Origin of the sequence: uncultured Kushneria sp., from assembly GCF_947497025.1 — a bacterium.
Lineage (GTDB): Bacteria > Pseudomonadota > Gammaproteobacteria > Pseudomonadales > Halomonadaceae > Kushneria.
The window spans coordinates 300,369-315,835 of the sequence record NZ_CANMFC010000004.1; the positions used below are offsets into that span (position 1 = coordinate 300,369).

Annotated in this window: 14 protein-coding genes; 3 read left to right on the forward strand and 11 right to left on the reverse strand. The window is 57.2% G+C overall.

What is annotated here, in order from left to right:
* The first annotated feature begins 44 nt into the window (after nt 1-44).
* Complete coding sequence (locus Q0931_RS09815; RefSeq protein ID WP_299259720.1) at nt 45-809, forward strand: glycerophosphodiester phosphodiesterase family protein; 765 nt, start codon at nt 45-47, stop codon at nt 807-809.
* A 107-nt stretch (nt 810-916) separates the two neighbouring features.
* On the opposite strand, the gene trpC is transcribed toward Q0931_RS09815, so the two are convergent.
* The 3 genes from trpC to Q0931_RS09830 all read right to left on the reverse strand — a co-directional run bounded on the left by trpC (nt 917) and on the right by Q0931_RS09830 (nt 3,508).
* Complete coding sequence (trpC, locus tag Q0931_RS09820) at nt 917-1,717, reverse strand: indole-3-glycerol phosphate synthase TrpC (RefSeq protein WP_299259722.1); 801 nt, start codon at nt 1,715-1,717, stop codon at nt 917-919.
* A gap of 64 nt (nt 1,718-1,781) precedes the next feature.
* Nucleotides 1,782-2,810 (reverse strand): anthranilate phosphoribosyltransferase, encoded by a 1,029-nt coding sequence (gene trpD, locus Q0931_RS09825; RefSeq protein ID WP_299259724.1) that lies wholly within the window; start codon nt 2,808-2,810, stop codon nt 1,782-1,784.
* Nucleotides 2,811-2,887: 77 nt separating this feature from the next.
* A complete protein-coding gene (locus Q0931_RS09830; RefSeq protein ID WP_299259726.1) occupies nt 2,888-3,508 on the reverse strand; it encodes an aminodeoxychorismate/anthranilate synthase component II in 621 nt (206 codons plus the stop codon).
* 309 nt (nt 3,509-3,817) lie between these two features.
* On the opposite strand from Q0931_RS09830, the gene Q0931_RS09835 reads away from it, so the two are divergent.
* Nucleotides 3,818-4,090 (forward strand): hypothetical protein, encoded by a 273-nt coding sequence (locus Q0931_RS09835; RefSeq protein WP_299259728.1) that lies wholly within the window; start codon nt 3,818-3,820, stop codon nt 4,088-4,090.
* 321 nt (nt 4,091-4,411) lie between these two features.
* Here Q0931_RS09835 and Q0931_RS09840 read toward each other — a convergent pair whose 3' ends face one another.
* From Q0931_RS09840 to Q0931_RS09870, 7 genes are all read right to left on the reverse strand, one after another.
* Nucleotides 4,412-5,794, reverse strand: a complete 1,383-nt coding sequence (locus Q0931_RS09840; protein ID WP_299259730.1) for a glycosyltransferase — start codon at nt 5,792-5,794, stop codon at nt 4,412-4,414.
* A 53-nt stretch (nt 5,795-5,847) separates the two neighbouring features.
* A complete protein-coding gene (locus Q0931_RS09845; RefSeq protein WP_299259732.1) occupies nt 5,848-7,758 on the reverse strand; it encodes a tail fiber domain-containing protein in 1,911 nt (636 codons plus the stop codon).
* Nucleotides 7,751-8,548 (reverse strand): hypothetical protein, encoded by a 798-nt coding sequence (locus Q0931_RS09850; RefSeq protein WP_299259734.1) that lies wholly within the window; start codon nt 8,546-8,548, stop codon nt 7,751-7,753. Before Q0931_RS09850 ends, Q0931_RS09845 begins: the two co-directional genes overlap by 8 nt.
* Nucleotides 8,549-8,609: 61 nt before the next feature.
* Nucleotides 8,610-11,330, reverse strand: coding sequence for a host specificity factor TipJ family phage tail protein (locus Q0931_RS09855; RefSeq protein WP_299259736.1), 2,721 nt, complete (start codon nt 11,328-11,330; stop codon nt 8,610-8,612).
* Nucleotides 11,287-11,718 carry a hypothetical protein gene (locus Q0931_RS09860; RefSeq protein WP_299259738.1) on the reverse strand — a complete coding sequence of 144 codons (432 nt, stop codon included), beginning with the start codon at nt 11,716-11,718 and terminating at the stop codon, nt 11,287-11,289. Before Q0931_RS09860 ends, Q0931_RS09855 begins: the two co-directional genes overlap by 44 nt.
* A 9-nt stretch (nt 11,719-11,727) precedes the next feature.
* Complete coding sequence (locus Q0931_RS09865) at nt 11,728-12,222, reverse strand: DUF1833 family protein (RefSeq protein ID WP_299259740.1); 495 nt, start codon at nt 12,220-12,222, stop codon at nt 11,728-11,730.
* Nucleotides 12,212-12,712, reverse strand: coding sequence for a hypothetical protein (locus Q0931_RS09870; RefSeq protein WP_299259742.1), 501 nt, complete (start codon nt 12,710-12,712; stop codon nt 12,212-12,214). The genes Q0931_RS09865 and Q0931_RS09870 overlap by 11 nt, the downstream gene beginning before the upstream one ends.
* A gap of 40 nt (nt 12,713-12,752) precedes the next feature.
* On the opposite strand from Q0931_RS09870, the gene Q0931_RS09875 reads away from it, so the two are divergent.
* Entirely contained in the window at nt 12,753-12,968 is a 216-nt protein-coding gene (locus Q0931_RS09875; protein WP_299259744.1) for a hypothetical protein, read from the forward strand.
* A gap of 30 nt (nt 12,969-12,998) precedes the next feature.
* Here the strand turns inward: Q0931_RS09875 and Q0931_RS09880 are convergent, their stop codons facing one another.
* Nucleotides 12,999-15,458 (reverse strand): hypothetical protein, encoded by a 2,460-nt coding sequence (locus tag Q0931_RS09880; RefSeq protein ID WP_299259746.1) that lies wholly within the window; start codon nt 15,456-15,458, stop codon nt 12,999-13,001.
* Between the last annotated feature and the right edge of the window lie 9 nt (nt 15,459-15,467).

Consider the following 15,467-nt stretch of genomic DNA (forward strand, 5'->3'; position numbering starts at 1 on the left):
GGCCCAGACTTGCCGATATCACCTGTCCCATGGAGTCCTGAGATATGCAGCTGCCTCGCTATATTGCCCACCGCGGGCTGTCCGCCCACGCGCCTGAAAACACGCTGGCCGCCATTCAGGCAGCGGCGGATGCCGGCTGTGAGTGGGTTGAGCTCGATGTTCAGTGCCTGGGAGACGGCACCCCGGTGGTCTGGCATGACGACAGCGTCGATCGCTGCAGCGATGGCAAGGGGGCGCTGATCGACCTGACACGGGATCAGATCCGCCAGCTGGATGTAGGCAGCTGGTTTTCCTCTGCCTTTCGCGGTGAGCGCATGGCGCTGCTCGATGAAGCGCTGTCGCTGGTCAGTGCGCTGGAGATGGGGCTTAATCTTGAGCTCAAGATCAACGCAGGCCATGACCCGGCAGAGCTTGCCCGCATTGCGGTCCATCGCGCCCGCCAGGTCCTGCCGCTTGATCGTCTGCTGGTATCAAGCTTTGACCGAACAGCGCTTGAAGCCGCCCGGTCACAGGATGAAGCACTGGCGCTGGGGCTTTTATATGAAGCAGTGCCGCGGCACTGGGCCAGCGATGCCGAGCGGCTTCGCCCGACCAGCGTGCATGCCGACTGGACACAGCTTGACCAGGAGCGACTCATCGAGATCCAGAGCGCCGGACTTGCCATGCTGTGCTATACGGTCAACGACCCCGAACGCTTTGCCTCCTGGTGGGATCATGGGGTCAACGGTGTCTTTACCGACGACCCCGGGCTGTTTGATGACCGCTATCAGCGTCAGTCGCGAGGTGACGGGCGCCGCAAGCCGCGCTGAAAAACCTGGAAAGTCGAATGTAAAACGCCCCGAACGAACACTGCCAGCGCAGGGCTGGCAGTGTTGATTCGAGGCACTTTTAACGGGTTCGGTCGAATCGATCGAACTCAGGTAAAAAAGAGCTGGCGAAGGGCATCGCCCGGGTCCGGTTCGCGCATGAAGCGCTCCCCGACCAGAAAGGCATTGACGTTGCCGCGGCGCATGCGCGCCACGTCTTCACGAGTCGCAATGCCTGATTCGGTCACCACGCGAACGCCCTCGGGGACCTTCTCCAGCAGCTCGAAGGTCGTGTCCAGCCGAGTCTCGAAGGTATGCAGATCCCGGTTGTTGATGCCGACCAGCGCCAGATCCAGCTTTAGCGCCCGCTCAAGTTCTTCAAGACTGTGCACTTCAACCAGCACGTCCATGCCCAGCTCGATGGCCAGCGTGTTGAGCGCTTTCATCTGGCGATCTTCAAGCGCCGCCACAATGAGCAGGATCGCATCGGCACCCATGCTGCGTGCTTCATACACCTGATAGGGTGCCACGATAAAGTCCTTGCGCAGCACCGGCAGCTGGCAGGCCCCGCGTGCAGCGATCAAAAAGCGCTCGCTGCCCTGGAAATAGTCGGCATCGGTCAACACGGACAGACAGGCTGCACCACCGGCCTCGTAACGCTGGGCAATGGCCACCGGATCAAAATCGGCACGAATAATGCCCTTTGAGGGCGAGGCCTTCTTGATCTCGGCGATCACTGCCGGGTCGCCATTGGTCAGACGTTGATTGAGGGCTGCGGCAAAGCCACGGGTGGGCGGCGCCTGCTCGGCGCGCGCACGCAGCGTATTCTCGCTGATGCTGGCCGAGCGCTCGGCAATTTCTTCATGCTTGCGGGCAATGATTTTCGTCAAAATGGTAGGCAGCGTGCTCATGCAGTGTTCCCTGAAAATCGACCGGCCGTGACAGGACGCAACGCCCGGTCGCTATTATGATAATTCAGTCGCCGGCCTCGGCCAGTCGGGCAGAAAACTCTGCCAGTGCGTCCAGTTTTGCCAGTCCCTGACCTTTGGCAAGTGCCTCGCGCACGGTCTGCACGCCCTCCCTGAGGGAGCCGGCCACATCGGCCACGTACAGGGCAGCGCCTGCGTTGAAGGCCACCATGTCAGCCGCCACGCCTTCGCCGCGCAGGGCCGCCTTGACCAGCACCAGGCTGGCCTCGCTGCTGTCGGCGCGAATTGCCTCCAGCGGCTGGCGCTCCAGTCCCACATCCTCGGGCGTGACCACATACTCGTTGATCTCGCCGTGATGCAGTTCGGCGACCCGGGTCTTTGATGCAATCGAGAACTCATCGAGTCCGTCCTCGGCATGGACCACCAGCACATGCTGGCTGCCCAGACGGCGCAGCACCGTCGCCATGGGGACCAGCAGATCAGCGCTGTAGACCCCGATGACCTGACGCGTGGCGCCGGTGGGGTTGGTCAGCGGCCCCAGGATATTGAACATGGTACGCACACCCAGCGCCTTGCGGACCGCCACGGCATGACGCATGGCCGTATGGTGATTGGGGGCGAACATGAAGCCGACCCCGATCTCCTCGATGCAGCGGGCAATCTGTTCAGACGACAGTTCGAGCGACACGCCGGCGCGTGCAAGCAGATCGGCACTGCCGGAGCTGCTGGACACGCCCCGGCCGCCGTGTTTGGCAACACGGGCCCCGCAGGCCGCAGCAGCGAAGCTGGAGGCCGTCGAGACATTGAACAGCCCGGCACCATCCCCGCCGGTACCCACGATGTCGACCACGTGATCGGCATCGACATGTACCGGGTACATCAGCTCGCGCATGACCATCACGGCGGCCGTAATTTCATCAACGGTCTCCCCCTTCATGGCAAGACCGACCAGAAAGCCGCCCATCTGCACCGGGTCAGCTTCCCCGCACATGATGGTCGACATGACCGTTCGCATCTCGTCCAGCTCGAGATCCTCACGGCGCGTTACGCGTGAAATGGCTTCCTTGAGCTCCACGAGTCTTTCTCCATGCCACGAGTAGCAGGCGCCACCCGAAAGGGGTTATCACCTCAAAGGGACCATACGTCAGGGCCTCAGGCCTCGGCCGCAACCCCCTGCGGAACGTCGCGCGGCTGACGCTTGAGGAAGTTGGCCAGAAGCTCGTGGCCCTGACGTGACAGAATCGACTCCGGATGAAAGAGCACGCCTTCCATATCCAGCGTTCGGTGACGAATGCCCATCACGATGCCGGGCGTCACGTCGTCACTGACGGTTGTCGCCGTAATCTCGAAGCAGTCGGGCAGCGTCTCGCGCGCCAGAATCAGCGAATGATAACGCGTCACTTCCAGTGGATTTTCAAGCCCTGCAAACGCGCCCTGACCGTCGTGATCCACCATCGACGTCTTGCCGTGCATTACCATCGGCGCCCGGATCACCTCGCCGCCATAGGCCTGGCCAATGGCCTGAAAGCCCAGACAGATCCCGAAGATCGGAACCCGGCCGGCAAAATGACGAATCAGATCCAGCGAAATACCGGCTTCACTGGGGCTGCAGGGCCCCGGTGAAATCATTAAATGGGTAAAGTCACGCTGCTCGATCTCCTCGATCGTGAGCGTATCGTTGCGGATTGTCTCGACCTCGGCCCCCAGCTCGCCCAGATACTGGACGATGTTGAAGGTAAAGCTGTCGTAGTTGTCGATCATCAATACTTTCATGGCCTACAAGCCCCGTGGTTACTGGCCTCGATGTATGGCGGCCTTGGTTTTTACCCAGAATTTTACCCAGATCGATAAATGTACCGGGCAAGACCATAAAAAGTGACGGCCCAGATAATAGCAGACGTGTCAGGCAATTAGGATACGACTCCACATGCTGCCGTGAGAAGTGTTAAAGGAACATTCGCAGATGCCGATGAACCCAATGCGCACGTGAGACATGCGCACTTTGATGGATTACTTCGCCCGGACGATCCCCTCGTTCCGGGCTTTTTTGTATGCTGTCAGAAATGCCATGAGTAATGGCCAATGCCAGCACCCACCTATCGGACGAACTCAGAGCGCTGGGCAGCCGACGCAACCGGCAAGATGCCCGGCGACCTGATCCTGCTGGGTCAGCGTCTGATCGAACAGGCCGAGCTCGACGCGCGGCACCGTGATAATCGGTTGCGCGACATTCTGGGGGACAACTGGTGGGGTAACATGATCAAGATGGCCAGCAGGAATCCTGATCGGTCAAAGCAGCTTTGGCGACATCTGATTGAGCGACGCAGCATGCCGTCATGGATCAACAGGCGATGATCACCGCCTCGAGACCATCACCGCCTCGAGACCATCACCGCCTCGAGACCATCACCGCCTCGAGACCGACACTCAGCACCGCCAATAATCACGTTGCTTAATACGGTCGATACCTGATCGACTGACAATGACGGTCATTCGTCGACGTAAAACCAGAAGCTCGCCTCGCCAATCATCGGCAGCTAGATCAGCAGCACCGAGCCCTGCCCCTTGTTCTGCAGAGCCATCTGACCACCAGCAGGTATTCCGCTGGCTTCGTTGAGATTGACCCATGCTTCTCGGCCGGTGAATACGTCAGGTTTGTCCTTGCCATAAGGCCTCCTAAAACTTATCCGCCCTCTGCCAACTGTTTTCTACAGTTTTGTAATCCCACATACCTTTACCTTTATGGGACAAAGAAAACTTGAACATATCATCGTGAGTAATAAGACCAACCTCTGATGAAAATTTTGACGTCAAAAAATTCTCCCCCAAGAGGCCTGGGCCGGAGTCTCTCCATATACCTCTGCGCTTACCGGATAATATAGTTTCGCATGCAGACTCAAGAGCGGACCAAAGAAATACTGATCTTCTTCTTGCGGCAATAAAACTGTTCAAAATTTCACGCTGATGAGGAGGAAGGTTACTTCTGTAATAAAAGTTAACGCACTTCTCAGAATCCAGCATTAGGTTTGAAAAAGTTTCTTTTGGAAGGAAATCAATATCTACGTAAACCCCACCATTTAAATATAAGTATGCCAGCCTAAATAAATCGGCCTCTTGAGCAGGATGCAATGACAAATCAAAAGCTTTAAGAAAATTGATAGGAAAATGAGTATTTATAAAGGCTCTAGCCTGTTCTCTGTTGTAAAGAACATGATTAAACCCTTTTACGCGACTCCAATTATCCAAAGAATCGCGCACATCATCAGTTAACGTCTCAGGATTATCCCAGTACTGAACAATGCTCCTGCAGCCATGCAAACAGTCTGAAAGCTGTAAATATTTAGAATCTTTAGACATTATGCCCTGAGCATCCATAGAAATCATTAAAGACATTTCTTGGCGGCTATAATCTTTTAACTTTTTATTTTTATCGACTACTTTAAAAAAGCTTTCACGTGAAATTGGACCTAACAAACTTGAAGCCGACAAAAACATTATCGCCGTATTTTTTCGCTTCAAGTCATTTAAGGATATTTTTGAGATTGCATGGCGCGCTTTTTCTATATTTGAGGATTTTACTATGCTTTCGAGATACTCTGACACCCAATCTTCGTTAGAAATCTTTTCTTCGTCAATTTCACCTAAGACACTTATAGCTTCATCTGAAGACCTGTTCTTCTTTATAAAACTGGCATAAAAAGCCAAGTTTGAAATATTATTTTCAACATTATAATATTTTTCAGCCCATACGATCGAATCTTTGTGCCTACCGGCCCTATGTGAAATATCTGCCTTTTTCCTTAAAGCATCAGGCCTTTTTGGATCACTCTTGAGGCAATTATCTATCATTCTGTCGGCGAAATCATACTCTTTTGTTTTTATACATACAGAAACAACTTCGCTTAAAAGCTCTTGATTCGGAACAAATCCTATTTTCTTTATCAACAAGCCGGCCTGATTGAAGTCCCCGGCATTTCTCAAACCCCTTATCTTATTTGAAAGCTCAGATTGGTTTTTTTTATTAACTAGAAAAATTTTCTCAATTACTTTTTTAAACATTGTAAAAGCCCGTCGCCAGTTGACGGGCGCAACACTATCATAACGATCAATATTTAGTAATTTATTTGGCTAATAAAGCTCCTTGCAAGAGCTGACTCCAAGCAAAGAGCTTCTTCATAGCAAACGCCATAGTAACCTTTAGAATCGATGTTTACGATGCCATACTCCATGGCATCCAAGCCCTCGGCTCTGAAGCATTCGATCACCTGCTGAGCAAGAACCCCAATGTGGAGCTTTCCTAGGTTGCTTTTTAAACGGTACTTGCCGTATTCGACATTTGACCATGCTCTAAGCTCTGCTGAAAGATCAGATGACCACTGCTCTTTTAGCCTGGCATCTGAGGTGCTTACAGTTCCGCTGGGAGTTCGGACAGTGGGGGCATTCAGTAGGATGTCATCAGAGCGCCATTCAATTTTGGTGACAGTATTTCCTGATCGACTGACTATCTCGTAGTTAACGTTTGTTGTTTCAGCGTCGTTAGAGACCTGCCGGACACGATTGCCCATATCCACAACATCTTTCCAGACCCGGTTGTCAGTCGCAGCGTCCGTCTCTTTCATCACAGAGCGCGGCGCAGAAGCAACCCGTTTATCGAGGTCATCCTCAAAGATGATGGAGTCGTACCGTATACTTGCATCCTTCACGAGGAGTGAGTACGTCGCCCCGCTGTTTGACACTGAAGGGGTCTTTGCGCGCACATTACGCGTATTGTCGCGGGCATTGATGTACACACCACCCCCACCCGCCAGTACGTCCCCTGTGATGGTAACCCCTGACGCGTCGCTAAAGTCGTACACATTCGAGAGGTTGTTACCGGGCATGTTGTTATGCAGGGTCAGTGCACCTGATCCGTTCAAGGTCTTTAGCATGGAGTGCGTGCCGGCAAAGGCGGTTACGCTGTGATCCGGCTGCGCTGTGATTGCGCCGATGCTACAGACGGCGCAGTCGTCAAGGATGATGGCATTCCAGTCGTGAGTAGCACCAGGCCAACCGTTCTTGTGTCGCCGAATAGTGACATCATGGATACCGCGGGCATCTGATCCTATAAGATGGATACCCGTGTGTTGTGCATTGATGTTGCCTCCCCATATTTTAGGTTCATTGTAATGGACCGTTCCAGTGGTGCCGATACCGTTGTAGGCAGCGATGAGATCAAATGCAGTCAGGGTATAGAATACCGCGTCCCCAACTGTAATCGTTTCATACACTTGACCTATCTCGATATTTGACATGCGGGCACTGAGAATGGCTGACCCGTTCGAAGAAGCATCAAGCAGAATACCCCCATCATGAAACTGGGAGGCAGGGTCCTGTTTAATATCGAACTGACCTTGATGTACATAGTTAACAATGTCGATACCAACGCCATCGCCTACATGCAGTCCGTATTCGAACCCGTAATCCCATGCGAATCCGTGCTTCTCAGGCACTCGATTCTCGCCACGAAAGAAGAGCTCAGCAAAATGCCAGCTTGTGTAGTAGTCAAAATACTGGCTTGAGTCCTTCGGAGTTGTGAACGCGCGCCCCATGTTCGCCCTGGATGCAATAACTTGCATGCCGATTGCGCCGCCTTGGCGGCCTACCACATCTGAAGGTTGGAAGACAAAGCCGTCGTGCGACTCAGGCCCGCGCAGTATGATACGAGTCCCACGGCCTTTGCCGATGAAAATAACCGGTTTTCCGGTTACCTGCTTTTCGAGAACAATGTCACCGGCTGGCAGCTGGATAATTGAAGCACCCTGTTGGTCAGCAGCCGTCCATGCGGCTTGTAGGAAATTCGCTTGGCTGCTGCCGTCGCCAGTGACGCTGTACTGTGACGCGTGGATAACGCCACTTGTGGTGGACTTCAGGATGCCACCGGCATCGACCAGATCAGAAACTTTAACCCTACGCCCTGTGTCACGGTCAATGATGCCGCGTCCTGCAAAATCTGCAATTGGTAGTGTGGCTGTGGATTCAGACATTGGTTTTGATCTCCGTACCTTCGCTAATGGTGACGATGGTGCCGTCAGGGATGTTTACGGTGACGCCGTCACCAATGGTCACAACGGGCCCAATCAGCAGGCCGTTACTGTTTGCAGGCCACAGCGGGTCTTCGGTGATGGTGTTGCTGTGAAAGATGCCGGGAGTCTCCGAATAGAGAGCGCCACGCGGCTTGTAGACGAGCGCGCCGGCCTCGAAGCGGTAACGGGCATTGCGCCCGTACTTCGTCTCGTCTTCAAAAATCTCGACCACCTGCCCTTCTTCCAGGGTGGCCGCCTCGGCTTCGGCGTAGTTATCGAAATACCGCACCGATCCGGATGACTCGGAAGCCACACGCGACTCCTTGGCGTAGGCCTCGGAGAGGTTGGCCGAAAGCCCTGCCTGATAAGCGTCCTGCTCGGTGGCCAGCGCTGCCCGCTCCGCCCGATCACGCGCCGCCAGCGCGGCCTCAAAAAGCTTGATGGATGGGTAGCGCTTCACCTCTTCGGCCTGGCCGTTGACGACCTGGTACAGGATCACGAACTCCTGCTCGATCTCGGACAGCACCGAGAAGAACGCGCCCTCGCCCGTGGCCGCCAGCCCTGATGCCAGATCCTCATGCAGGGCAAAGTTGGGCATGTAGCTGGCGACCAGCTTGGCCAGTGACGGCCGGCTCTTGCCGTCAAGTGTGGCGTCCATCTCAGGCCCGCCGAGCATTACCTCGTCAAAGAACCTGACCTGCTCGCCCAGCCGGTTCGTATAGCTGGTGATGTTGCCGGTATCAGAAGCCATGTTTTCTCCTGGCGTAAAAAAACCGCCCGGAGGCGGTCGTGTTATTTATCGTGTGAAGGGATCAGGCGGTGGCCGGCGGCTCGGCATCGTCATAGGCGTAGACCTCCGGCGCGTAGTTCACGCCATCGACCTTGACGCCATCCATGCCCGACGGGCTGGCACTCATCACCAACACCGGGAAGGACCACGTCTCGAGCGTGCCGAACTGCACGATGGTCGGCTCCATCTGATCCTCGATAGTGACCGGGTCAAAACGTGGATCCGCACACAGCAGCACATGAGGATCATCGGTCTGCTCTGCCGCCAGCGGCCCGGCCGTGGTGCCATCGGGCCGGCGCAGGGATGCCACATGCACCTCACCTTCCTGCCAGCGCAAAGGCTCGGTGAGCATCAGGCGCATACGCCCATCGTCCTCACGCGCCCAATCAAGCACCAGCGCGCTCTGGCTGTAGCCGGGCACGTCATCCGATACCGGGCAGTAGGACAGGTACCGACTATTGAGCGCGTCCATCTCGGTCTCCCAGCTGTACTGGAACCGCTGATATTTGATGCGCATCAGCTCGCGCATCCCGATACGCCATGCCCGGGTTTCGTCCGTTATTCCCTCCACCTTGAGCGATTTGGTCTTGCGCTTCTCGGATCCCGGCAGCGCGCACATCACCGTGGTTTTCTGCCAGGTGATGGCCGAGGTGAACTCGACTTCTACAGAGTCATGGTCGTCATCGCTGGGCGCTGAATACTGTCGCGTCAGCGGGCCGGTCATGTTCTGCGGGCTGTACTGGTGGTCCCACACTTCGCGGGGCCCATCGCGCACCGGCAGCACCTGCCCGTGCTGAATGGTGAAGTCGGCGTAGCCCGGCGTCAGCGCCAGCTTGAGGGCTTCTTTCACCGTAGTCTCGTCCTCGATCGTGCAGTCCAGCGTGTCACCGCGTTGGCGCCACAACACGTCGAGCCGGTCCAGCGCATCAAGGTCGATCTCGGCGTCCTTGTATCCGCGCGATTTCAGTATGTAGGCCACGAACGGCGCGATGTCCCGGGTAGGCTCCGGCGGTTGCCAGACGCCGTTACGACGCACCGGCAGCATCCGGGTGCCGATAGCTGAGATCAGGTTCTCGGACTGGCTGGCGAGCTTCTGGCCTCCCTTGAGCGTGATGGCAATCGTGGTCACGCCTTCATAACGATCGGGCGATTCGATGCGAGAGCGCAGCCCGTACCACTGCACGTCATCCTGTATCTGGGTGTCGGTGCTCTTCTCACCGATGCGGCGCATGCGCACTTCGGGGCGCATGGCATAGGGCAGGCTGATGCGTTGCGTGAAACCCAGCTGATCCAGCGTTGAATCCTTGAAGGTGCGCTTGACGGAGGTCCAGGCGCCGCGGTCCGCGATGTCGCGCCACTGGATCTCGACCTGTACCGAATACTCTTTCAGATCGCCATCATCATCGATCTCCGCCAGCCCGCTGGGGAACATCACATCCCACTCGATGGCACTGGTCGTGGCCCCATAGGGGCAAGCCACGAACGCGCCGGCCCAGTCGCCCTCAACGGTCGAGGCATCCAGCACCACGGTCGTGTCACGGCTGGTCTCAGAATTGAAGCCCGGCCAGTCCTGGTCGGATTCACCCGCGTCGTTGAGACGCGACACCGTAATCTGCTGGCTGGATGCCGACACAATGGAATACTTGAAACCGGGAAACCCAAAGGCGCTGCGCTTCGAACCGGTGGCCAGATAACGGGCTGGCTGTCCGTTGGTGTTGTTGAGCGTGATGCGCCCGGGCTGGCCGTCTTCGTGCGAGTAGCTGGCCACCACATAGGTGCCGGCATTATCGCCCGCCAGCTCGACCGGCATGCCTTCATACGGGTCCAGCGCAGTGAAGTCGCCCTCGATGATGTCAGCGGCATCGCCACCGTCGATCACGATGACATCCTGCGGTACCCGAATGATGGCGATCATGCCCGACTGCCAGCCGTCCGGGAACGAACCGGCATCGTTGGGTATGGTGACCAGTGAGCCGCTCAGGATGTAGGCACTGGCCGAGGGATTGCGGCTGACCGAATACGTGGTGGCCAGCTCGACACCGGCGGTACCGGTAGACGTACCGCCAACCTCCGGCGCGTCATGCCAATGGATCCGCGCGGGGTGATCGATGAATTCGCCCGGGCCAAAGATCTGGTATTCGCCACCCGAGCCCAGCGAGATGATGGGCGTGTCGCCCACATAGACATCTTCGGGATCGATCAGGTACTGGCCATTGGCAAAGCACAGCAGCATTTCCGTGCGTTGCTCGCGCTTTGATTCAAACCAACGCCGCGGCGGGTTGAGATAGTCCGGATACCGGCGCATGCGGCCGGCGACTTCTGGGCGCACCGCGCCCAGCTTGGGCTTGTTGCCCTTGGCATTCGCGCCGTAGAGCTCCTGCCCCTTGCCCGGTGAGTTGTAGTCGTTGCCGGAAATGCTGGGCGTGTTCACGAACAGCTTGAACACGCTGTTGATCACGCTGGAAACAATCGAGCCGATCGCTTCAAAGGCGCCGCCCTTGGGCTCGATCACGATCTTCACGCAGTCGTCACCGGTAATGCGTGTGTGCGCCCATGCCATTGGCGGGATCAGGCAACCGTTGAGCGTGATGCTGATCGGCGGCTGCTGGCCGGCCTGCGCCAGATACGCCACGTTCTGGTAACCGTGCACCTCCGCCAGCAGCCACTGCTCGAGCGTCACGTCATCGGCGTAGTGCGTTTCAGCCGGGCGTCCTTCCAGGCTCGATGGGTAGATCTCGATCACGGTAATACCTCACCCGGGTGTATTGACGTTCGAATTCAGGGATGCGCATCCAGCGCGGGCCGCCAGGGCGCGTCTCCAGCACGGCGAGATCACCTTCTATCTCGACCACCACGGCGACGTGCAGGCACAGACGACCGCGATAAACCGCCGCGATGGCACCGGGGAATGGCTCGCATTCCTGCATCAACTCCCGCTGTCGATCGTGGGCCTCTGTCAGAGACTCCTTGTCCATGGCATGGATACCGCCGAAGGATGGCAGCAGCGGCAGCCCGTAGAGCCGGTGGCGTACCTCGCGCACCAATGCCCAGCAGTCATAGGCCGGACGGCCGCGCACGAGCTCGCCGCGCCCACAGTCCTGGTAGACTGAGGTCAGGTATTCATTGAGCATGGTGAGTGCCTACAGGTAGATAAGGCCGGGTGAGAACTGCGAGGTGTAACGCTCACGCGGCCAGGCGGTGCCAATCATGTCGTTATAGCTGGCCGTTATTTTTGCCATGCCGCCCTGCATGGTCACGTCCTTGACGATCATCTGCATGGGCAGCTCGGCGGGCTCGTCCAGATTGGTGGAGAGATAGAGGCGGTACGTCATGCGCACCGGATAGCCGGCCTTGTGGGTCTGGTCGATGATGCGCGACACCTCACCCATCAAGTTAACGAGCCCAAGCTGGATAGCCTGCTGGCCGCTGGTGTCGTGCTTCGGAAGCGCCACCTTCATGGCGCAACCTTCAAAAACGGCTGAATCGCCGCCGGGCAGAGTAACCCTTATATCTTCGAAGCCCTCAACCACTCGAATGCGCTCTTCAAAACCATCGCTCGAAAATTCCAGCGTTGGCAGCAGCACCTGGCCGGAGGGTGCCGAGGCATACACCACGCTGAGCAGATTACTGGCCATCGGCGGCCCCCTGTTCCCAGTAGCGGGTGTAGTAAAGGCGGGACACATCCTCGAGGCGCTCGACCGCGGTGATGAAGTCGCCGCCGGCGATGATCTCGATCGTCTCGGTCTCGGTCAGCGTCGGCCGTTCGAAAACTTCCAGCTCGGCTGAATAGCGCCAGTATTTGCCGCCGGTCAGCGTCGGCCCGTCATAGATGTCGGTAAAACGCGCTCGGTACTGCCGGATGCCCTGGGGTGTCCTGATCGGCAGCATTGCCCAGTCAGCACCATCGGTGAGGCCGTACCGGTACCACCCTTCAAACAGGGCCGCTTCCGGCTCGGTCATCAGCCATGACACCGTGACCATCGATGGCGTGGAAGTGAAGCGCTGACGCTGCCGGGCGCGCCCAGAATCCATATCGGTGCGCATCAGAGGTGAGGTGTGCTTGAATCCATACCCCTCCTGCAGCGGCAGGGGCAACGTGGCGGGATATTCTGCTAGCTTTGCCATCTGCTACCCTTTATCAGCATTTTTTAATTTGGAGATTGAAATGGAAATCAATGTTGGCAATTCCAGAAGTGACGCTCAAAAGATCGATGTCGTCGTCGATTTTTATTACCAAGGCGAAGACGGTTTTGGGCGAAATGTCGAAGTTAGAACATGGGTCGATAACGTCGATTCTCGTTCTGAAAGCTATAAGGCGGCCAAGCACGAGGCTTTAAAACAGCTTAAAAAAGCCGTAGAGGCACTTGAAAAAGAACTTTGATTTTCAAATCAAAAGGACGAAAGCTAATTTTCAATAACCTTTCGTCCTTTGTCCGTACTTGTTTTTCATTACATCGTGTACACGGCCATCTCCCATTGCATCAGCCACCCATACATCAATAACCCATTGCCTATCATCCTGTAATCGCTCTCTGGACTGTCCCGCTTTAGATGGATCTTCAAAGATGTTGACGTTTACCCCCCCAGCCCTATCTTGATTGCGACTCACGCTGTCCAGCGTCTGATCCAGCTTGGCGCTGGTCTGAGCGGTGGTGACACGCTCGCCCTTTTCGAGCAGCCATGTCCCGGTTTGGGGGACCGAGTCGATACCGTCGTGGGCCATGCCGCTGAGGCTGGCAGATTGCACCGAAGAGATCTGCGCGGTCTGGTACGCCAGAGCAGCGCCGGCCGCCGCTACACCCAGCGCCGGGCCAACGAACGGAATGCCCGCCATGGCGGCGTAGGCGTCCGAGGCCGTCTTCGGCGCGTTCATGATGACCTTGGCCAGCGCATAGGCCTTCTCGAGCGCGAACGCTGCCCGGTACTCGGAGGACTGCTCACCAAAGAACGTCTTGGTGATGTCCGACATGTTGCCGAAAAACTCTTCGCCGGCGGCCATGCGCGCCACCTGTCGGGCCCGTTCGATGTCTTCGAGCTTGGCTTCGTGTTCTTCCTTTAGCGCGCGTTCCTGATCGTCCCATTGCGCGGTGAGGTCAGCGCGCTCGGAGCGGAACTCGTCCAGCATTTCGAGCTGGGTCGAGTACCACTCTTCCAGCTTCTCCTGGGCATCATCGACCTTGTCCAGCTCGCCTAAAGGGCCGCCCACCGTGGCATCCAGCCCCTGATATTCCGGGGCATCCATGAATGCGCCCTCGGCGATCCGGGCGGCAACGTCGGCATATTCCTGTTGCGATACCGTCATCGCATCCAGAGTCGCCAGACGCTCACGCAGCTGCGCCGTTCGCTTTTCTTCGTCGGTCTGCAGAGCGCCCAGCAGCTGCTGGTAATCCTGCGTCGCCTGCTCTTGCTCCTTGAACGCCGAGACGGTTTCCAGCGCCGCACGGGCCTGCATCAGCTGGGCATCGGTCGCACCTTCCAGCGCCAGCTTGTAGAGCTGGGTTTCATCGGCCGCCATGCCAACGGTTCTGGCCTGCAGGTCGAGCGCATCCAGCTGTGACTGGATCGCATCGACGGCTTTCTGTGCGGCGGCGGCAGCATCCTTATCAATGGGCCCTGCGCCGGTACCGGTGGCAATACGAACCGGCAGATCGACGCCCTCGGCCATCTTGGTCTGGACGTCATCAAGGTATTTGGTGATTGCCGTGCTGGGCGGCTCACGCCCGGCAATGTCGGCCAAATCCTGCTGGAAGCCATCCAGCTCGACACGAGCATCTGCCGCCTGCTGCTGGATGCCGGCGAAGAACTCCGACTCTCTGAAGCTGCCCAGCAGATCGATGTCATCGACACCTGGGATAGCGTTCAGGCCACGGATGATGTTGTTGATGCCGTTGATGGCCGTCTGGATGAAGTAATCCATCGACTCATAGCCGGACCGGGCAAACTCGGCCACGGCCAGATCCATTGAGGACATGGCCACCTGAAACTGCGCATCCACTTTCTGGAATTCGTAGAAGCCGTCCAGCAGAGGACCGAGCGCCTCGACAGCATTGTGCAGCGCGCCGGGCAGTGCTTCGCGCAAACCATCGGCGCCATCGGCAGCATCGACGATGTAGTCGGCAAGCACGCTCAGATACGGTGCCAGCTCGGCGGCCAGCAGGTTGCTCATCGAACTGAAGATCGAGGTCAGCCGGGTGAACTGATCGCGGAATTCACCGAGCCGGGCAATGTCCATTTCAGACAGCACGATGCCCAGGCTGTCAGCCTCGGCGGCCATCTCGGCAAAGCCGGCACCACCATCTTTCAACAGCGGGATCAGCGCCGTGGTGTCACTGGCCATGGCCTCCAGGTAGAAGGTCATATCGGCCTGTGACAGATTGGCCTTTTCCAGACTGTCGTAATACAGCTGCAGCGCCTGGGGGCCTGACAGGTTACGGAACTGCTCGGCAGTCACCCCAACCTGCGGGGCAATGTTCTCGAAGAAGTCGGCCATGGCGCCGCCGCCGGTGGCCATGAAATCACCGACGCGATCGTTCACGTCTTTCAGAATGTCCGACAGCTTGTCCTGCTCGACGCCAACACTGTTGGAGGCGTACGACAGGCGCTGAAATTCTTCGACCGATGTGTTCGCCACATTGGCCTGGTTCTGCAATTCCTTCGCGCTTTCGGCTGCGTGGTTCGTGAAGGCAATCACAGCAGCGCCTGCACCAACCGCCGCAGTGCTTACGCCGACGATCGAGGCAGTCGCGGCCTTCACGCTGCTGGCGATGGCCGTCATCTGCTTTTTGGTTTGCCGCTGGGCCTGATCCAGCGGCCCGGTAAAGCCGCCGATGCGAGCCACCAGATCCAGCGTTAATTGTCCGAGGCTCGCCATTGACTGTCT